The organism is Streptomyces sp. NPDC048718, from assembly GCF_043198875.1.
Taxonomy (GTDB): domain Bacteria; phylum Actinomycetota; class Actinomycetes; order Streptomycetales; family Streptomycetaceae; genus Streptomyces.
In genome coordinates, this window is record NZ_JBICVG010000014.1 from 1 (window position 1) to 19133 (window position 19133).

At 72.0% G+C, this 19133-nt stretch carries 14 protein-coding genes; 8 read left to right on the top strand and 6 right to left on the bottom strand.

Translation table 11 applies throughout. The features are described from left to right. The first annotated feature begins 616 nt into the window (after positions 1 to 616). The gene (locus ACGFRB_RS24735) at positions 617 to 2314 is read left to right on the top strand and encodes an amidohydrolase (RefSeq protein WP_363011254.1); all 1698 of its coding nucleotides are present in this window, start codon (positions 617 to 619) and stop codon (positions 2312 to 2314) included. A gap of 319 nt (positions 2315 to 2633) precedes the next feature. Next, entirely contained in the window at positions 2634 to 3065 is a 432-nt protein-coding gene (locus ACGFRB_RS24740) for an Ohr family peroxiredoxin (RefSeq protein ID WP_393246017.1), read from the top strand. A gap of 137 nt (positions 3066 to 3202) precedes the next feature. Here ACGFRB_RS24740 and ACGFRB_RS24745 read toward each other — a convergent pair whose 3' ends face one another. Then, positions 3203 to 3691 carry an SsgA family sporulation/cell division regulator gene (locus ACGFRB_RS24745; RefSeq protein WP_363011258.1) on the bottom strand — a complete coding sequence of 163 codons (489 nt, stop codon included), beginning with the start codon at positions 3689 to 3691 and terminating at the stop codon, positions 3203 to 3205. Positions 3692 to 4042: 351 nt separating this feature from the next. Here ACGFRB_RS24745 and ACGFRB_RS24750 point away from each other — a divergent pair, with 351 nt between their 5' ends. The 3 genes from ACGFRB_RS24750 to ACGFRB_RS24760 all read left to right on the top strand — a co-directional run bounded on the left by ACGFRB_RS24750 (position 4043) and on the right by ACGFRB_RS24760 (position 7961). Beyond that, entirely contained in the window at positions 4043 to 4237 is a 195-nt protein-coding gene (locus ACGFRB_RS24750) for a hypothetical protein (protein ID WP_393246019.1), read from the top strand. A gap of 308 nt (positions 4238 to 4545) precedes the next feature. Then, entirely contained in the window at positions 4546 to 7353 is a 2808-nt protein-coding gene (locus tag ACGFRB_RS24755; protein ID WP_393246021.1) for an ATP-binding protein, read from the top strand. A 140-nt stretch (positions 7354 to 7493) separates the two neighbouring features. Beyond that, on the top strand, positions 7494 to 7961 hold the full coding sequence (locus ACGFRB_RS24760; RefSeq protein WP_393246023.1) for an SRPBCC family protein: 468 nt from the start codon (positions 7494 to 7496) through the stop codon (positions 7959 to 7961). A gap of 128 nt (positions 7962 to 8089) precedes the next feature. On the opposite strand, the gene ACGFRB_RS24765 is transcribed toward ACGFRB_RS24760, so the two are convergent. Further along, on the bottom strand, positions 8090 to 8638 hold the full coding sequence (locus ACGFRB_RS24765) for a CGNR zinc finger domain-containing protein (RefSeq protein ID WP_393246025.1): 549 nt from the start codon (positions 8636 to 8638) through the stop codon (positions 8090 to 8092). A gap of 294 nt (positions 8639 to 8932) precedes the next feature. Between ACGFRB_RS24765 and ACGFRB_RS24770 the strand changes: the two genes are divergently transcribed. Next, complete coding sequence (locus tag ACGFRB_RS24770; protein WP_393246027.1) at positions 8933 to 10366, top strand: MFS transporter; 1434 nt, start codon at positions 8933 to 8935, stop codon at positions 10364 to 10366. A gap of 245 nt (positions 10367 to 10611) precedes the next feature. Next, entirely contained in the window at positions 10612 to 11805 is a 1194-nt protein-coding gene (locus tag ACGFRB_RS24775; RefSeq protein WP_363011270.1) for a hypothetical protein, read from the top strand. Between the two features lie 153 nt (positions 11806 to 11958). Here the strand turns inward: ACGFRB_RS24775 and ACGFRB_RS24780 are convergent, their stop codons facing one another. Further along, the gene (locus ACGFRB_RS24780; protein WP_393246029.1) at positions 11959 to 14880 is read right to left on the bottom strand and encodes a BTAD domain-containing putative transcriptional regulator; all 2922 of its coding nucleotides are present in this window, start codon (positions 14878 to 14880) and stop codon (positions 11959 to 11961) included. 462 nt (positions 14881 to 15342) lie between these two features. Between ACGFRB_RS24780 and ACGFRB_RS24785 the strand changes: the two genes are divergently transcribed. Then, positions 15343 to 16413, top strand: a complete 1071-nt coding sequence (locus ACGFRB_RS24785) for a DUF2804 domain-containing protein (protein WP_393246031.1) — start codon at positions 15343 to 15345, stop codon at positions 16411 to 16413. Between the two features lie 137 nt (positions 16414 to 16550). Here ACGFRB_RS24785 and hypE read toward each other — a convergent pair whose 3' ends face one another. From hypE to ACGFRB_RS24800, 3 genes are read right to left on the bottom strand one after another with little or no spacing between them, the layout of a single operon-like run. Continuing rightward, positions 16551 to 17633, bottom strand: a complete 1083-nt coding sequence (gene hypE / locus ACGFRB_RS24790; RefSeq protein ID WP_393246287.1) for a hydrogenase expression/formation protein HypE — start codon at positions 17631 to 17633, stop codon at positions 16551 to 16553. A 7-nt stretch (positions 17634 to 17640) separates the two neighbouring features. Continuing rightward, positions 17641 to 18801, bottom strand: a complete 1161-nt coding sequence (gene hypD / locus ACGFRB_RS24795; RefSeq protein ID WP_393246033.1) for a hydrogenase formation protein HypD — start codon at positions 18799 to 18801, stop codon at positions 17641 to 17643. After that, entirely contained in the window at positions 18798 to 19100 is a 303-nt protein-coding gene (locus ACGFRB_RS24800) for a HypC/HybG/HupF family hydrogenase formation chaperone (RefSeq protein WP_393246035.1), read from the bottom strand. The genes hypD and ACGFRB_RS24800 overlap by 4 nt, the downstream gene beginning before the upstream one ends. Positions 19101 to 19133 lie beyond the last annotated feature (33 nt).

Sequence of the window (19133 nt, forward strand, 5' to 3'; positions counted from 1 at the left end):
GAATCACTCGTCGCCAAGGGCCGCATCCAACGCCACAAGCACGACCGCTCGGTGATGTACACCCTCACCTGACACCACCCACACACCCGGCACACGCTGTTTCCGTGCCTCGGTGGCACCACTCCGACGCCGAGGTGACGAAGACGCTGCCCGATCGGCGTACGCAGGCCGGTCGCGGACCGGTGACGCGGAGACCGGCGGGGGGTCCGGCGCGGGTCCGGCAACCCCCGCAACACGGCTGCACGCCCGCCCAGTTCCGGCCCGGCCCAGCCCGGACCAGCTCGGCCCGGCCCAGCCCGGACCAGCTCGGCCCGGACCGGCCCCGCACTCCCGGGTCATCCCCCGCTCCCCGGACCCGTCTCCCGCTCTCCCGCTCCCCGGTCACACCTGATGCCACACAAGGCCCGGCCGCTACTCACACATGTGACATACTCCGGGAAACATGTGTCGGTCGGCGCCCCCGGTCGGCCCGCGCCGGATCCGCCGAGGTGCGCCATCGGCAGGCGCCGATCGCCCCGGTGACGGGCCGTCGTTCCGGCCATTCGGGGAAGTGTGCGCGAGGTCCGCCTCTTCCGACCGTCAGCCGCCCCTCTCCGCAGAGCGAGGAAGAGACCGCATGAGCAATCTCGACATGGGCCGCAGGCGTCTGCTCAAGATGTTCGGGCTGAGCGCCACCGCGACGACCGCGGCGATCCTCCAGGCCGACCCGGTGCTCGCGGCGACCCTCGGGTACGACGAGCGGACCGGGGTCTCCCCGGCCGCCTATCGGGCCCCGACGGGGCTGGCGCGGAGCACCGCGGCGAAGCGGACCGCACTCGACTGGATCGGCGCCAACGAGGGCGCGATCACCCAGCTGAGCGACGACATATGGCAGCACGCGGAGCTGTCCCTCCGCGAGTGGAAGTCCTCTCTCGCCACCGCCGCACTGCTGAAGGCGAACGGCTTCACCGTCACCTGGGGCGCGGCGGGCTTCCCGACCGCCTTCGTGGCCACCTACGGCACCGAAGGGCCCGTCATCGGCTTCAACGCCGAGTACGACGCCCTGCCCGGGCTCTCCCAGAAGAAGGGCGTGGCCACGCACGACCCGCTGGTGTACCACTACGACGCCTACGGCCCGACCTACGGCGCCGGACACGGCGACGCGCACAACACCTTGGGCGCCGGCGGCACGGCCGCCGCGATCGCCGTCGCCCAGGCGATCCGCGCCCATGGCCTGAAGGCCACCGTCAAACTGTTCGGCAGCGCGGGCGAGGAGCAGCTCGTCGGCAAGGCGTACGCGGCCAAGGAGGGGGTCTACGACGGACTGGACGCCTTCCTCGACTGGCATCCGTTCAACATCACGGTGCCGTTCTGGAACACCACCAGCGCCCTGGTGTCGGCGACCTTCACCTTCCTGGGTGCCTCGGGGCACGGCGGCACCCCGCTGGGCAACAAGAGCGGTCTGGACGGCGCCCTGTTGATGGCGACGATGTCGGAGTACCTGCGGGAGAAGAACGTCGCCCCGTCCGGCAGGTTCCACTACGCCATCATCAACGGCGGCGGCGCCCCGAACGTGACCCCCGACATGTGCTCCATCTGGTTCTTCGTCCGGGAGGGGAGCCCGGCGCGCGCCCGGGTGCTCTACGAGAAGATCGTGGACTGCGCGAAGGCCGCCGCCCAGGCGAGCCAGACCCGTCTGGTGCACAAGTTCCACTCCGCCACCTGGAATCTGCTGGCGAACAAGGCCGGCGCGGAGCTGCTCGACGACAATATGCGGCAGATCGGCGCGCCCCGGTTCACCGAGGCGGACCACGCCCTGGCGAAGGCGGTGCAGAAGTCGCTCGGCAAGCCCGAGGTGGGCATGGCGACGGAGCTGACCCCGCTGGCGCCCCCGGCCGCGGCGTACAGCGGCGGTCTGGCCACGGACACCGCCGACATCAGCTGGCAGGCGCCCACCGCGGTGCTGCTGTCCGCCGCCTACCCGCCCGGGCTGCCCAACCACAACTGGGGTGTCACCGCCACGGCGGCCACCAACATCGGCCACCAGGCTCTGCTGTCCGCGGCCCGTTACCTGGCGGCCGGCGCCGTCGACCTCATCGAGCAGCCCGAGCTGCTCGACGGCATGAAGCAGGAGTTCAAGGACCGCACCGAGGGCGTCTCGTGGGCGTCGATGATTCCGGACGGGACCCAGCCGCCGCTGTACGAACCGCCCGCGGACTTCCTCCGGGCCACCGGCCAGAGCTGGCCGCCGAAGGGGGTGACGTGGCCGGTGCCGCCGGTGATCGCCACCGAACAGCTCGGCACCACGGGCCCCAACCTCCCGCCCGTGGCCTGAGGTTCCCCGCGCCGCACCCCCTTTCCCGTCTCCCCGTCCGCCGCTTCCCCGCGCACCTCGATTCGTCGGTCATCAGAGGTCTGGATCTCTGATGGGCCCGTGGCGGCGTCACCCAGCCCGGGGCGCGCGGCCCGCTCGTCGACCGTGCCCTCGCCGTCTCGGAACACGGCCGTGCCGGCGAGCACGGGAGATTCCCCGCACCTTCGCTCACACACCCCCACACAAATAACCGTCCTGACAGGTGAGTTTTCGTGCACCCATAATCGTCACACCTCAACAGGTGTGACATCGGATACCCACGGAAGAGGAGTACACGGACATGGCAGTCACCTACACCGGCGTCGTCACGGTGACCGGAGAAGGACGCAACGGGGGCCGCGCCGAAGCCGGCGACGAACTCCTCGACATCCGTCTCGCCATCCCGAAGGAGCTCGGCGGCGCCGGTGGCGCCACCAACCCCGAGCAGCTCTTCGCCGCCGGCTGGGGCGCCTGCTTCCTCGGTGCCGTCCGGCGCGCCGCTTCCCAGCGGGGGATCTCCCTCGCGTCGACCGCCATCACCGTCGAGGCGACGCTCACTCACGGCGACGACGGCGAGTTCGGCCTCTCCGCCGTCCTCAATCTCGAACTCGGCGGCGTCGACCAGGCCACCGCCACCGCGCTCGGCGAGGCCGCCCACCAGCTCTGCCCCTACTCCAAGGCCACCCGCGGCAACATCCCCGTCGTCGTCAACTCCACCGGCGTCGCCGCCTGATCCGGGCCGGCCTGAAGACACGGTGGGCGAAACCCGAGCCCCGGGTGGCGGGACGTCCGTCCCGCCACCCGGGGCTCTTACGCGGGGAGGGGGAGGTCGGCAGATCGCCGCCCGAGGCCGTCATCCGCCCGGCTCGGTCAATCGCCGCACTGCTCGCGGTCGTCCAGCAACTCTCCGAGGAAGGCAGCCCAGTCCAGCGCGTCCGCTTCCGCCTCCGCCGGCACGAGTCCGTACGTGGCGTCCAGCCACCCCTCGACCTCGGCCATGGGCAGTTCGAACACCGCGCTGCTCTCCCGCGACTCCAGCAGCAGCCACAGCACGTCGGCCGCCTCCCCCCGCACCGGCCAGGCCTGTACGTCGCCCTCGCCGCTCTCCCCGTACAGCCCCCGGTACAGCAGCCCGCGACCGATTCGCCAGGTCACCTCCCGGCCGTGTCCCGGGGTGAACGTCGCCGACACCACCATCGGCGACGAGGGGTCGAACCGGAACTCCACCCCGATGGGCTGCACCGGCACACCGTCCAGCACCCGCCGGATGTCCAGCCGGAGTGCCGGCACCCCGGCCTCTCCCACCCGGCCGGTCCGGCCAGTCCGACCGGTGCGGCCACCGGCCTGTTCGCCGTTCATGACGGGAAGCCCCCTTCCATGGTGCGTGATCCTCGTGCCGACCCTCCCGTGTCGGCCACGCCTCCGGCATCCGTCACCTGACCCTGCCTCCGACTGCGTCACCCTCACCCCGCTCCCCCGCACCCGTCGCCGTCGCCCCCGCACCCCGCCCCTGGGTACGTCATCCGACTGACCCGGGAGACGGGCGGGTTCGGCGGTCTTCGATCGCCCCGGGGCGGACCGCCGGGCGCGAAAGCGGGCCGTCCGTTCTGGACTTGCCGGTCCATTTCCAGAAGTCCAGGCTCGGTGCACCGGGCGGCACCCATGCCCGTGCACCTGCCCGCGCCCGCCGCTGAAGACAAGGAGAGCCCGATGGTGGACACGATCGAACGGCTGCACGTGAGCGGGGACGTACGCCGCCTGATGGCCCGTTACGTCCGCTCCGCGGACCCGCAGCGCCGGCAGGACCTGGCGGGGCTGATCACCGAGAACGCGTCGTCCACCGCGGAGAAGCCGGACGGATCCCCCTGGCTGATGCTCCCCGTCCGCGAGGAGATCCTCCGCTGACGGCGGCGGCACGACCGGCCCGGCCCAGTCCGGCCCAGTCCAGTCCGGCCCAGTCCGGTCCAGCCCCTCCAACGGCCCCGCCCGGACGCCTCGTTCTGGTGTACGGGCGGGAAAAGCCCCCGGTCAGAAGGGTTGTGGACGTCCGGTGGTCCAGGGAGCGGACCGGCGGCGCCCGTTGGTGGACATGCTTCGCGTACGAGTGATTGCATGGGCCTGCGAGTGATCATACGAGTCACCGATATCGAGTCGAGCGGGTCCGGGGCACAGCGCCGGGCCTCTCTTACGTCATGGCCGTTGGAGGCAGCCCGATGAACGAGGTGGAGCGCCGCTCCCCACGCGGCGCGACACGACTGGTCGGGCGGACCGAGGACCTGTCGTTCATCCGTTCCTTCCTCCACGACTCCGTGGTCCAGGGCGCGGCCCTGCTGCTGACCGGTGAGGCGGGCGTGGGCAAGACGGCCGTGCTCGACGCGCTGGCCGCGGACTCGGCACGGCGGGGTGTGCGGGTGCTGCGGGCCCGGGGCGTGCAGTTCGAGGCCGACATCAGTTACGCCGGGCTCAATCAGCTTCTCGTTCCGCTCTTCGACGAGTTCGGGATCCTGGACGCCGGCCACCGCGACGCCCTGCGAGTCGCGGTCGGCATCGGCAGCGGGCCGAGCCCCGACCGGCTGGTGACCTCGACGGCCGTGCTGTTGCTGCTGCGGATGCTCTCCCGGGACACGCCGCTGCTCGTCGTCGTCGACGACCTTCCCTGGCTGGACCGGGCGACCACCGGGGTCCTCGGTTTCGTCGCCCGCCGGCTCGTCGGCAGCAAGGTCAGTTTCGTCGCGGCCTGTCGTACCGGCTCCGCCAGCTTCTTCGAGTCCAGCGGCCTGACCGAGCACCGGCTGCCGCCCCTGGACGACACGGCCTCGGCCGAGCTGGTCGCCCTCGCCCACCCCGATGTCTCGCCCGCGGTGCGACGCCGCATCGTCGCGGAGGCGCACGGCAATCCGCTGGCGCTCGTCGAACTCCCGGCCGCCCTGAGCGGGGAACAGCGCACCGCTCTGACGGCGGTGCCGGCCGTACTGCCGCTGAGCGAGCGGCTGCAGGCGATGTTCGTGTCCCGGGTGGGCGGTCTGCCGGCGCCGACCCGGCGGCTGCTGCTTCTCGCGGCGCTCGACGGCACGGGGGATCTCGCGCCGGTCGAGGCCGCGGCGCGCGGTCACGCCGTCATCGACGACCTCGCGCCCGCGGAACGCGAACGGCTGGTGGAGGTCTCGGCCGGTGCCCGGCGGCTCTCGTTCCGGCATCCGCTGATCGGCTCCGCCGTGGTGGCGCAGGCGACGACGGCGGAACTCCACCGTGCGCACCGGGCGCTCGCGGAGGTGCTCGCCGACCTGCCGGAGCGGCGCGCGTGGCATCTGGGAGAGGCGGCGGTGGGCCCGGACGAGGAGGTCGCGGCGCTGCTGGAGCAGGCCGCGCATCTGCGGGTGCGGCGCGGGGACGCGCTCGGCGCGGTGACCGCCCTGACCCGGGCCGCCGGACTCAGTCCGGCGCCCGCCGACAAGAGCCGGCGGCTGGCCGAGGCCGCGTACATCGGCACCGACGCCGGGGGCGAACTGGCGGACGCCTCCCGGCTGCTGGCCGGGGCCCGCGCGGCCGATCCGTCGGGGCACGACTCGCTGCACGCGGCGGCGGCCGCCTCCTTCCTGCTGATCAACAAGGACGGGGACATCGACACCGCCCACCGTCTGCTGGTCGGCGCGATCGAGAACGGCGACCACGGCTACGACGCCTCCGACGACGCGCTCATCGACGCGCTGCACAGTCTGGTGCTGCTGTGCTGGCACGGTGGCGAACCCCGGCTGTGGGAGCCGCTGCTTCGGGCCGTGGACCGGCTGGCCCCCGAGCCGCCCGATCTGCTGTGGACGGTGTCGCGGACCTTCGGCGACCCCGCCCGTACCGGCCCCGAGGGCCTGGCCCGGCTGGACGCTCTGTCGGCACGCGTCGGGGACGATCCGACCCAGGTGGTGCGGCTGGGCACCGCTTCGGTGTACCCGGACCGGCTGGCCCGGGTACGGGAGGCGTCGGTGCGGCTGGTCGAGCACGGCCGGGCCGGCACGGCGCCCGTACGGCGGCATCTGGGCGCGCTGATGCATCTGGGCCTGGACTACTACAACCTGGGGCGCTGGGACGACGCCACGCGGCTGGCGGGCGAGGGTCTCGTCCTGTGTGAGGAGCACGATTACCACTTCTTCGCCTGGGAACTCCAGTACGTACAAGCCCTCGTGGCCGCGGCCCGGGGCGAGCTGGCGACGAGTGACGCTCTCGTCGCGGACATCGTGCGCTGGGCGACGCCGCGCGGCGCTCATGGCGCCCGGTTCTTCGCCAGTCACGCCAAGGCGCTGGGCGCGCTCGGCGGCGGTGATTTCGAGGCCGCCTACCGGTACGCGACCGTGGTCAGCGCGCCCGGCACCCTCGCGCCCTATGTCCCGCACGCGTTGTGGAGCGCGATGGACCTGGTGGAGGCGGCCCTGCGGACCGGCCGGACCGACGAGGCCGCGGCGCACGCGGCCGCCATGCGGGCCTCCGCGATGGCCGCGCTCTCGCCGCGGCTGAATCTGCTGGTCCTGGCCTGTGAGGCGCTGACCGCGCCGGGGGACGAGGCCCTCGCCCTGTTCGACCGGGCGCTGTCCTCGGTGGGGAGCGAGGCCGAGAAGTGGCCGTTCGACATCGCCCGCGTACGGCTCTTCCACGGTGAGCATCTCCGGCGCCGGCGGGCGACGCGGGAGGCCCGGGAACAGCTCGTCACGGCGCTGGAGTCCTTCGAGGCGCTGGGCGCGGCCCCGTGGGTGAAGCGGGCGACGGCGGAACTGCGCGCGACGGGGTACGCGGGGCCGGCGATCTCACCGGTGGCGTCGGTGTCCCTGACCGCGCAGGAACTGCACATCGCGCGGCTGGCGGCCAGCGGGCTGACCAACAAGCAGATAGCCGAGCGGCTGTTCCTGTCCCATCGGACGGTCGGCACTCATCTGTACCAGATCTATCCCAAGCTCGGCATCAGTTCGCGCACGGCGCTGCGGGACGCTCTGGACTCCCTGGGCCCCCTCCCGGACGAGGGCGGATCCCGATGACGTCCCCGCGCTCTCAGTCATTCGACTGAGGCGTGATCAGATGTCCGGGCACAGACTGGGAGTGAGATCGTCCTGCCCGGCGGCCTCCTCCCGGTGACCTCACCGAAAGCCGAGCAGTAGCGCGAAAGGAAGACAGCCGGATGCACGAGATGTCGCACGGCCGCCCGGACATTCACTGGCCGGCCGGCTTCTCGCCCGACGACGCGCACGACTACGACGAGCGGCAGGCTCTGGTGCGGACGCCGGTGGACCGGGCATTCGAGCTGCTCACCAATGTGTCGCACTGGCCGGACTGGTCTCCCGGTGTGGGCGCGGTGAGCAGCGAGGGGCAGGAGCAGTTCTTCCATGTGCACTGGCACGGGCACAAGTTCGAGATCTTCGTGGGCGAGAACGAGCCGCCGTACCGGATCGGCTGGCTGGGGATCGGCGCCGGGGTGCAGTTGTACCAGGCGTGGGTGCTCACGCCGACCGAGGAGGGCACCCGGCTGGTGACCGCGAATATCGTGCGCAGTGCCGCTCCGAAGTCGCTCGACGTGTTGTCCGGGCTGTGGATGGACCGCCTCAGCGAGGTCTGGCACGCCCAGATCGCGAGGGTTTCGCAGGCCTGACCGTCGCGGCCGGCCGAGATGGCCGACCGGCCCTCGCCGAGCCGCGCCGAGACGTCCGGCGCGGCTCGGTGAGGGGCACGCCCGACTGTCCCCGGGCCCCGGATGGGTACGGCCGCGGACGGTTACGGTCAGGCCTGGGCCGCGTTCTGCCGCGCCCGGTAGTTCGCCGCCTTGACCCGATTGCCACAGGTCCGCATCGCACACCACTCCCGGCGATGCCCCCGCGAACGATCCAGATACACCTGAGTGCACTCAGGCCGCGCACACTCCCGCAACAGCGCCGCCTCCTCACCACCCACCAGCCGCACCGCCTCACGGGCCAGCTCCGCCAACCCCTGCGCCACCGAACCCGACCGCATCACCCCGTCCGGACCCAGCCGCAGCGTCACCGGCAGACCGGCCGCGTGCAGATTCACCTCGGCCACCGCCTCCACCGGCAGCGCCCGCCCGTCCAACCGCGCCGCGACCAGCTCGTAGACCGCTTCCCGCAACTGCACCGCCAGGGTCACATCCGACTCGCTCGCCCCCGGGGCCAGATCGAGCATCCCCGACTCCACGAACCAGTCGTCCACCAGACCGGGCGTCGCCAGCTTCTCCAACGGCACGTCGTTACGGCGCGCCCGCAACGTACCGACGAAATCCAGACAGAGCGTCCCACAGGGAAAGGCATGATTCACGTCACCATATTGACCGGTGACACGGCATAAAGGCAAGCCTTCGGCCTCCGATACCGCTTCGGGGGCTTCGCGGCCCCCGTCGCGCTCGTCCCTCCGCATGACCGAAGTCACAAAAACAGTACGTCGCCCGATCCGGGGAACAGTACGGCCTGAGAACCGTCAACACACGCAGAGGCTCCCTGTACGAGCACACGCTCAGCAGGCAAGCCGTCTGCCTCCGGAAAGGAAGTCGCCACGTCCTCCCCAGAGAACCTCCAAGTCCCCGATTCCGCTGCCGCCAAGCGCCATCAGGCCTTGTTCCGCGCGGCCAGGCGCCGGCAGAACCCCCGGCTGCGCCGTTCCGACATCACGGTGACGGACGACGCCGCGGTGCGGCGCGCGGTGAAGGCGGCCTCGCTGGGCAACGCCATGGAGTGGTACGACTTCGGCATCTACGCCTATCTGGCCGGCACCCTCGGGCGGGTGTTCTTCCCGTCCGGGAGCGACACCGTCCAGCTGCTGTCCTCCTTCGCCACCTTCGCCGTCGCCTTCCTGGTGCGGCCGCTCGGCGGCATGGTCTTCGGGCCGATGGGGGACCGGATCGGCCGTAAGAAGGTGCTGGCCCTGACCATGATCCTGATGGCGATCGGCACCTTCGCCATCGGTGTCGTCCCCGGCTACACCGCCATCGGCTTCTGGGCCCCGGTCCTTCTCATACTCTTCCGACTGCTCCAGGGCTTCTCCACCGGCGGCGAGTACGGTGGGGCCGCCACCTTCATCGCCGAGTACGCGCCCGACAAGCGGCGCGGATTCTTCGGCAGCTTCCTGGAGCTGGGCACTCTCGCCGGCTACGCCACGGCGGCCGGCCTCGTCACAGGCCTCACCGCCTGGCTGGGCCAGGACGGCATGGACGCCTGGGGCTGGCGGGTACCGTTCCTCGCGGCCGCTCCGCTCGGCATGATCGGTATCTATCTGCGGCTGCGTCTGGACGACACTCCCGCCTACCTCAAGCTGGATGACTCCGCCGACCGCACCCGCCCGAAGCCGGACGCGGCCAAGACCACCCGAAGCGGTCTCGGCGAGATCTTCCGCGCCCACTGGCGGCCGCTGCTGCTGTGCGTCGCCCTGGTGGGCGCGTACAACATCACCGACTACATGCTGCTGTCGTACATGCCGACGTATCTGTCGGACGAGCTGGACTACAGCGTCACCCACGGGCTGCTGATCCTCGTGGCCACGATGGTGCTGCTCATGCTGCTCATCAACCAGGTGGGCCGGCTGTCCGACCGCTTCGGCCGCAAGCCCCTGCTGATGACGGGCATGCTCGGCTTCCTCGTCCTGTCCGCGCCCTCCTTCCTGCTGGTACGGCAGGGAAGTCTCGTCGCGGTCTCGGGCGGCATGCTGATGCTGGGCCTGTCCCTGGTGTGTCTGCTGGGCACGATGTCGGCGGCGCTGCCCGCGATGTTCCCGACCGATGTCCGCAACGGTTCCCTGTCGGTCGGCTACAACCTGTCGGCGTCCCTGTTCGGCGGCACCACCCCGCTGGTGATCACCGCGCTGATCGGCGCGACCGGCTCCGACATGATGCCCGCCTACTACGCGATGGGCGCCGCGCTGGTCGGCGTGGTGACGGTGGCCCTCATGAAGGAGACCGCGCGGAGCCCGCTGGAGGGCTCGCCGCCCTCGGTGGAGACACCGGAGGAGGCGGCGGCCATCGTCGAGGCGCAGGCCCCGCCGCAGGACTCCTGAGGGCCCAGGGGCCGTCGCGGATCACCGGCTGAGGAGCCGGATCCGCGACGGCCCCGGCCGACGGCCCGACCAGCGGCCCGATCAGCGGATCATCCGCCCGGGCCAAGGAAACGGGCCAAGGGAACGGGGCACCCCTTTTCCCGCCGCCCGGCGTTCGATTCACGACGGCTCGGACGGGGTACCGCTTCCCTCGCCCGGGTCGCGGCCCATACTGGTGTGGCCCTGATCGCCCACGGAACGGTTCCATGGCCAAGAACACCACTGCATCGACCACCGTCCCCGACACCACCTGGCTCGGTCGTGGGCGTCACCTCGGGTCCGAGCCCGAGCGGGACGTCCGGCGCAATCTGATCGCGCTCAAGGCGGCTCGGGTGATCGACGACTTCCTGGACCTCGACCCGGTCGAGGCGGCGCGCTCCACCGATCTGTATCCCCGGGACGAGTCCGCCGACCCCGGCCCGGGTGCCCGCCGTGTCTTCGAGGTCCGCTGGCGCGTGGCCGACGACGTCACGGTGCGCGCGCAGCTGACCACGTACGACCCGGAGCAGCGACGCGCGGAGCGCGGCGGCGTCACCTGGGTCCTGGCCGCGGAGGCCGAGCGGGCCTGGGAGGCGGACTGGATCTCCCCCGCCACCGTCTTCTGGCCGGACAGCGAGCAGGTCGAGTGGGACGGCGAGACCGTCCCGGGCGTGCGCCTGCGCGCGGCGAACCGCCTGCCGAAGGACGACGACGAGCTGCGCCGCCGGCTGCGGGCCTGCGCCCGGCAGAGCTGGTTCATCCATGTCGTGGTGCACGAGGCGATGACGCCTGACGCCCTCGGCAGCCGGCCGGTCACAGCGTTCCTGCCCCCGAGCCTGCGCCACCGGGTGGTCGAACACCGGGCCTCGCCGGAGCAGGCGCTGATCGTCGACTTCGCGCTGAAGAAGGAACTGGGCGTGGGCATTCCGCGCGGGGGCGCCGTCATCCTGCCTCCGGCGCCGAAGGCTTCCGGCTACGAGGCGGAGCGCTTCACGATACGCAATGTCTTCCTGGACGGTACGGAGCCCACCGAACTCCTCGACAAGATCAAGGAGTTCGACGCCCTGCCGTGGCCCCTGCCGGCCGAAGCCGAGCGGGCCCTGGCCCGGCTGCGGCAGGGCTGGCATCTGTACACCCTCGACGAGGAACTGGCCCACGCGCGGACCATGGTCACCACGTACGCCACGGCACTCCGTTCCATGACGGAGTCCTGCGACCTGTACCGGGAGGCCGCCCAGTCGGCCCTGGCCGCGCTCGCCGAGGCGACCGGCGGCAACGGGGCGGCCAAGGCCGCGTCACCGGTGGCGGCCAAGGAGGAGGCCTCGCCGCTGAAGTCCCTGACGAAGACGTTCGCGCGTTTCCGGGGCCCGAGCCGGCAGGCGCCGGAGCCCGGCGTCCAGCCGGAGTCGCCCGGACAGTAGGACGAACGGAAGACGGAAAGGCCGAATAGGCGGAACAGGCGGAGAAGGCAGAAGAGCCAGAGGAGTCGAAGGAGCCGGAGGAGGGCGCGCGGGTCCTGCTCCGGTTCCCGGGAGGGGGCCGGCCGTCGGCACCGGCAGCGCCCCGAGGGGCGGTCAGGGGCCGGTGGGCGGCGCGCCGGACCGCCCACCGGCCCCCTCCCCGCCGAGCGTGTCGAGCGAGTCGAGTCCGGCCAGACAGTCGCTGATCACCCGTTCGAACCCGAACTTCTCCGCGATCTCCAGGGATCGGCGCCAGCAGGACTCGGCCCGCTCCGCGTCGCCGAAGTGCAGGTGGCAGCGGGCGAGTGCCTCCAGGGCGTCGGCGAGGGCGAAGTCGTGGTGGATGTCCTCCGCCGCACGGCAGGCCTCCTCAAGGCACTGGAGGGCTTCGCTTCGCCGTCCCCGAGCCCGCAGGACATCGCCCAGGTTGACCAGGACGATGGTCACATAGGACGGGTGGGTCACGCGGCAGCGTTCCAGGCACGCGCGGAACGTGGCCTCGGCGCCTTCGAGGTCCCCGGTCCGGAACAGAAGCGTCGCATGGGTGTGGGCGAAGACGACGGGAAGGTTCTCGGCGCCGGCGAAGTACGGGAGGGCCTTGCGGATGGCCGCGAGCCCCTCCTCGTAGCGGCCGGCCTGGGCCGCCGCGTTGCCGATGTTCCCCAGCACGTCCGTCTGCCAGTCTCTTCGGCCGAGCCGGTCGAGGAGGTCGTCGGCCGCGTAGAGATGGCGGAGGCTGATCTCGTTACGGTACGAGCAGCCGTGGGCCACGCCGAGAAGGTTGTGCATCATCGCCTGCCCGGCGAGGTCGTTCTCGCGCCGGGCGACGTCCAGCGCGTCCACGAGAGGCCGTTCCCACAGGTCCTGCCCCCGGTGGGCGGTGACCCAGCCGAGCAGATTACCCGCCGTGAGCCAGGCCAGTTCCGGCCGTGGTCCGGCACCGGCGATCCCGACGAGCGTGGTGAGGGCGGGCAGCTCCCGGGTGATCCAGTCCAGCCCCGCGGCCCGGTCGGCGAAGTCCGGCAGGACGGCTTCGGTCCGGGGCGCGGCCAGTCTGCGGGGGCGGGTCACCACCGCGGTGTCCGCGCGTTCCAGGGCCGCGCAATACCACGTGCCGAGCCGGACCAGCGCTTGTTCCCTGCTCTCCCGCGTCTCCTCCGAGGCCAGTTGGGCGGCGAACTCGCCCAGCAGGTCGTGGAAGCGGTAGGTGCCCTCGACCGGGTTCTGCAGCAGGCAGGCGTCGACCAGGGTGTCGAGTACATCGATCGTGTGGCCGAGGGGCTGGTCGAGGAGGGCGGAGGCCGCTTCGACCGAGAACGGATGGCGGGGCCACAGGCCCAGCAGCCGGAATCCCGAGGCGGCGGCGCGGTCCAGGCGGCGCGGGCTGGTCACGAGAGCCTGGTAGCTCGCCTCGAACACGCCGGTGACATCGAGGTGTTCGAGGGTGAGTGCGGCGAGCCGTCCGCCGGGCGAGGAGAACCGGGCGGCGAAGTGCTCCACGCTCCGGCCCGCGTTGTGGGCCAGGCGCGAGCCCACGATGCGCAGGGCCAGGGGCAGTCCGGCGCATGCCGCGAGGATGCGCTCGGTCGCCGGCGGCGCGGCCGTCAGCCGCTCGGTTCCGCACAGCGCGGCGAGCAGTTCGTACTGGTCGGGCGCGCCGAAGGGCTGCAACGCGACGCGGGTGGCGGTCGGGAGTCCGGCGAGCAGATGGCGGCTGGTGACGATCACGGCCGCCGGGCCGCCGCCGGGAATCAGCGGGGCGACCTGTTCGCTGTCGCGCGCGTTGTCGAGGATGATCAGCACCCGGCGCTCGGCCAGCCGGGCGCGGTAGAGCGCGGCCCGGTCGTCGGTGTCGTCCGGGACGGCGTGGGCGGGGACGCCGAGATCCACGAGGAACCGGGCGAGCAGTTCGTGGGCCGAACGGGGCGAACCCACGCCGAAGCCCCGCAGGTCCGCGTAGAGCTGCCCGTCGGGAAACGCGTCACGGGTGCCGTGGGCGGCCCGGACGGCGAGGGCGGTCTTGCCGACCCCGCCCATCCCCGAGATCACGACGAGGCAGGACAGGCCGTCGCCGGGGGGTTCGAGCAGCCGGGCGGTGATCGTCGCGAGTTCCGCGGTCCGGTCGGTGAAGTCCGGGGTGTCGCGGGGGATCTGGTTCAGGGCGGGGTGGCCGGGCGCGGGCACGGATCCGGCCTTCCCTGACCGGGTTTCGCTCGCGGGCGCCGGAGCGGCCGGGGCGGCGGCCCCGGAATCCGCCGCGGGAGCGGCCGTGGAAGAGGGCTCCGGCCCGCCGGGCCCGGCTTCCTTCGCGGTGAGCACTTCCTCGAAGATCCGCCGGGTTCCCGGAGCCGGGTCGACACCGAGTTCCTCGACGAGCCTGCGGCGCAGCCGGTGGTACACGGCGAGCGCGTCGGCGGGCCGCCCGCCGCGGTGCAGCGCCGTCATGAGCTGGCGATGGATCGGCTCGTGCAGCGGATGGTCGGCGGTGAGGCCGGCGAGCTCGGCGGTGATCTCGTGGTGGTCTCCCGCGCGCAGGGCCGCCTCGAAGCGCAACTCGGCCACTTGGAGGTGCTGTTCGCGGAGGTGGACCAGCTCGGGGGATTCATGGAGGGAGGGGAACGCGGGCAGCGGTCGGCCGCGCCACAGGGCGAGGGCGGCGCGGGCCTCCTCGTCCACGGTCGGCCAGTCCTGGTCCTGCCCGGCGCGCTGGGCACGCCGCAGCCGGGTCTCGAACTCCGCCGCGTCGAGTTCCCCCGGGTGGACCTCGCACGCGTAGGAACCGCCGGCGACCGTCAGACGGTCGCGTTCCGGGCCGAGTGCCGTACGGAGCCGTGCGATGTGGTTGTGCAGCGACGGATACGCGGTGCGCGGCGGGTTGCTGCCCCACAGGCCGTCGACGAGTTCGTCGACGGACCGGGGCCGGCCGGCCGGAAGCAGCAGGACGGCCAGCAGGAGTCCGGCCTTTCCGGGAACAGGCCGTCTCTCCCCGTCCACATGGAGCGTCAGATCCCCGAGAACGCCGAACCGTACCGCCACCGACGCCCCCTGAACGCCCCGTGAGGGTGACCGAGCGGGGCCACCCCTTCCTGCCTGCGCATACTAGCTCCACACCGTCCGGGGACTCGGGCGGCGCCCGGGCGGTAAGACGCCCGGGCGGGCGTCGCGAGCCGGTGCTTCGGGGCACGCCCGAAACCTGCCGGGGGTTCGCCTGGTCCGCGATACCCGGCACGGCCGCCTTTCCCCGTCACCGGTGCGCGTACGCACCGATTCCCGCGCTGAGACGTGTTCCCGCGGGGCGGGTGTCATCAGGCCGCGGAAAGCCGGGGAGAGGATCTTCTCGCGTCCGCGGAGAAGCAGTCGGACCGACCGCTGGCGAGCGCCGCTCGGCCGCGGCAAACCCGACAGGAGGCTCCTGCGCGCCGCCGCGGCCACCGAGCGGACCTGAACAAGGTCGCCTACGGGACGGCCCGGGCCTGTCTCAGGTCCTAAGCTCCGCGCATGGCCACCCATGAGCGCGAGATCACCGTCCCCGTCGATCTGTGCCGGCCGGACGGGCGGCTGAACCCGTCGGCCGTCGGCTGGTCCCGGCAGCCGCTGCACCGGGCGAATCTGCGGGGCTGGGGGCGCACCAAGCGCTGGGAGTACTGGTGTGTGACCACACCGACGCACCTCGTCGCGCTGACCGTGAGCGATCTCGACTTCCTGACCCTCGACACGGTGTACGTGCTGGAGTACGGGACGGGGTACGGGCCCGGAGGCCGGCGGGAGTTCGAGCGCACCGCCCTCGCGCCCGGCCGGCGGGGCGGGCGACTCCCGGAGACGATCGCGGGAGCGGCCGGCTCCCCCGCCGCGGTGGTGGGGCCAAAGCGTCCCACCGGCGGGCGGGTGCGGATCGGAATATCCGCGGTGGACGGCGGCACCCGGCTGCGGGCCCGCTGTCTGACGCCGTCCGCGCCGAAGGAGACCATGGAGGTCGATCTCTTCGTCGCGCTGCCCGCCGGGCACGAGACGCTGTCCGTCGTCGTGCCGTGGGACGAACGCCGCTTCCAGTACACGTCGAAGCACACGGCCCGGCCCGCCTCCGGAACCGTCCGGATCGGGGACAGGGTCCTGGAGTTCGGCGCGGATGCCTGGGCCGTGCTCGACCACGGCCGGGGCCGCTGGCCCCGCTCGGTCGACTGGAACTGGGGAGCCGCGTCGGGCCGCACCGGCGGTCACACGGTGGGGCTTCAGTTCGGCGGGACCTGGACCAGGGGCACCGGGGCGACCGAGAACGCGCTCTGCGTGGACGGCCGGCTCACCAAGATCGGGGAGGAGCTGGAGTGGCGCCGGACGCCCGGTGACCTCATGACCCCGTGGACCCTCCTCTCGCCGGGCGACCGGCCCTCGGTGGATCTCGTCTTCACCCCCTTCCACCGCCGGAGCACCCGGACCGAGGCCGTACTGCTCGCCAACCGCACCGACCAGTGCTTCGGGCACTACTCCGGTCTCGTCCGCGACGACGAGGGCCGTGAGATCGTCGTGGACCGGCTGCTCGGCTGGGCCGAGGACGTCCGTATGCGGTGGTGACCGGCGCCCGTCCTGGGCCGCACGCCCGGCAACCCCCCTGCCGTGGCCGCGTCGTGCGCGTACGGAATTCGGCGTACGGGGAGTGCCCCCGCACGGCCCGTCCGCTCGTTCCGGGGCCGTGCGGGGGCACGTGGTGTTCAGCAGATCCGGGGCAGTTGCTCGCCGAGCGGCATGTCGACCACCCGGGTGCCGCCGAGGCCGGTACGGGCGACGACCATGCCCGGGTGTTCGGCCACGGCCTCGCCGATCACCGTCGCGCCCGTGCCGAGCGGGTGCGCGCGCATGGCGGCCAGTACGGCGTCGGCCCGCTCTCTCGGGACGAAGGCCACCAGTTTGCCCTCGTTCGCCACGTACATCGGGTCGAGGCCGAGGATCGCACAAGCGTTGGCCACGGGTTCGGGGACGGGGACGGCCCGTTCCTGGAGGACCACGCCGGTGCCGGAGGCGAGCGCGATCTCGTTGAGCGACGCGGCCAGTCCGCCGCGTGTGGGGTCGCGCAGCACATGCAGGTCCGGGGTCACCGCGAGCATCGTCTCCACGAGGCCGCCCAGCGCCGCGCAGTCGCTCTCGATCTCGACCCCGAACTCCAGCCCTTCGCGTACGCTCATGATCGCCACGCCGTGGACGCCGACGGGACCGCTGACGATGACCACGTCGCCGGGCACCACCCGCTGGGGACGCAGGTCCACCCCCTCCGGGATGAGGCCGATCCCCGAGGTGTTGAGGTAGATCCCGTCGCCGTGGCCGGCCTCCACGACCTTGGTGTCGCCGGTGGCGACCTGGACGCCGGCTGTTCGCGCCGCCGCGCCGAGGGCGTTCGCCACCCGGGCGACGACATCGGTCTCGACCCCTTCCTCCAGGATGAATCCACAGGACAGGTAGGCGGCTGCGGCCCCGCTCATGGCGAGGTCGTTCACGGTGCCGTTGACGGCCAGGTCGCCGATGCTGCCGCCGGGGAAGAAGAGCGGGCGTACGACGTAGGAGTCGGTGGAGAAAGCCAGCCGGGCGCCGCCGAGTTCGAGCGCGGCGGCGTCCGTGGTGACGGAGAGCGCCGGTCCGCCGAAGGCGGGGGCGAAGATCTGCTCGACCAGCTCGGCGGACAGGGCTCCGCCGCCGCCGTGGCCCATCACGATCCGGGTGCGGTCCGGTGTCGGCGCCGGGCAGGTCCAGTTGATCAGGTCCGGCGCCTGGTCCGAGACGGTGGGGCCGGTGCGGCCCATGGTCGTGTCAGACAACGGAACTTCCTTCCAAGGGCGGTGTCGGAACGCTCGGGGCGGGACCCGGCCGGCCCGGGGAGCCGAGGTCGAGCCTGCGGTAGAGGTAATAGGCGGCGCAGGCGCCCTCGTTGGAGACCATCGTGGCGCCCAGCGGGGAGCGGGGGGTGCACAGGGTGCCGAAGGCCTCGCACTCATGGGGCTTGAGAAGGCCCTGCAGCACCTCTCCGCTGCGGCACTCGGCAGGTTCGCGGGTGTCGATCCCCTCGACGGAGAAGCGGATCTCGGCGTCGTAGTCGCGGTACCGCTCCGAGAGCCGCCAGCCGCTGTCCGGGATGACGCCGATGCCGCGCCATGCCCGGTCGGTGACCTCGAAGACGTCGTCGAGCATGGCCTGGGCGGCCGGGTTCCCCTCGTCCCGTACGGCGCGGGGGTAGGCGTTGTCGACTGTGTGTTCGCCTCGTTCCAGTTGGAGTACGGCCCGCCGGACACCTTCGAGGATGTCCAGGGGTTCGAATCCCGTGACCACGATCGGCACCCGGTACCGCTCGGCGAGTGCCGGGTATTCCGCGGTGCCCATCACGCTGCAGACATGGCCGGCGGCGAGGAAGCCCTGGACGCGGCAGTCAGGGGAGCGCATGATCGCCTCGATCGCGGGCGGCACCCGGACATGGGAGACCAGCAGGCTGAAGTTGCGGATGTCCAGCTTGCGTGCCTGATGGACCGTCATGGCGTTCGGCGGAGCGGTGGTTTCGAAGCCGATGCCGAAGAACACCACCTCGCGGTCCGGGTTCCGCTCGGCGATCCGCAGCGCGTCGAGGGGCGAGTAGACCACCCGGACGTCGCCACCCCGGCCGCGCACCTGGAAGAGGTCCCGGCCGGTGCCGGGGACCCGCAGCATGTCCCCGAAGGAGCAGAAGATCACGCCCGGGCGGGAGGCGATCTCCAGGGCCTTGTCGATGACCTCCAGCGGCGTCACGCACACCGGACAGCCGGGACCATGAATCAACTCCACCTGCTTTGGAAGGAGTTGGTCGATTCCGTGCCGGATGATGCTGTGCGTCTGCCCTCCGCAGACCTCCATCAGCGCCCAGGGCCGGGTCACCGTCGCGTGGATCTCGTCGAGCAGCCGCCGGGCCAGCTCGGGGTCCTGGAACTCGTCGATGTACTTCACGGGTGCACCTCCCCTGCGACGCCCTCGCGCGCCGAACCGGCGGCCGCCTCCCACGGGTCGCCGAACTCCTCCTGGAGCATGCCGAGGGTCTCGAACAGCTCCAGCGTCCTCCTGGCCGACTCCTCGTCCAGACGCTGCAGGGCGAACCCGACATGGACGATCGCGTACTCGCCGACCCTCAGATCGGGCAGATACTCCAGGCAGACCTCCTTGACCACGCCGCCGAAGTCGACGGTGGCCATCCGGGTGCCGTCCCGGTCCTCGACGTTCAGGACCCTTCCAGGGACCGCCAAACACACGTTCGTCTCCTCACTGTCGTTGCTGTGTTGCCG

Bases quoted from the DNA above. Each gene is read 5' to 3' on its own strand.
- ACGFRB_RS24735 (WP_363011254.1), top strand. From the start codon at position 617: ATGAGCAATCTCGACATGGGCCGCAGGCGTCTGCTCAAGATGTTCGGG.
- ACGFRB_RS24740 (WP_393246017.1), top strand. From the start codon at position 2,634: ATGGCAGTCACCTACACCGGCGTCGTCACGGTGACCGGAGAAGGACGC.
- ACGFRB_RS24745 (WP_363011258.1), bottom strand. From the start codon at position 3,691: ATGAACGGCGAACAGGCCGGTGGCCGCACCGGTCGGACTGGCCGGACC.
- ACGFRB_RS24750 (WP_393246019.1), top strand. From the start codon at position 4,043: ATGGTGGACACGATCGAACGGCTGCACGTGAGCGGGGACGTACGCCGC.
- ACGFRB_RS24755 (WP_393246021.1), top strand. From the start codon at position 4,546: ATGAACGAGGTGGAGCGCCGCTCCCCACGCGGCGCGACACGACTGGTC.
- ACGFRB_RS24760 (WP_393246023.1), top strand. From the start codon at position 7,494: ATGCACGAGATGTCGCACGGCCGCCCGGACATTCACTGGCCGGCCGGC.
- ACGFRB_RS24775 (WP_363011270.1), top strand. From the start codon at position 10,612: ATGGCCAAGAACACCACTGCATCGACCACCGTCCCCGACACCACCTGG.
- ACGFRB_RS24785 (WP_393246031.1), top strand. From the start codon at position 15,343: ATGGCCACCCATGAGCGCGAGATCACCGTCCCCGTCGATCTGTGCCGG.
- hypE (WP_393246287.1), bottom strand. From the start codon at position 17,633: ATGGGCCGCACCGGCCCCACCGTCTCGGACCAGGCGCCGGACCTGATC.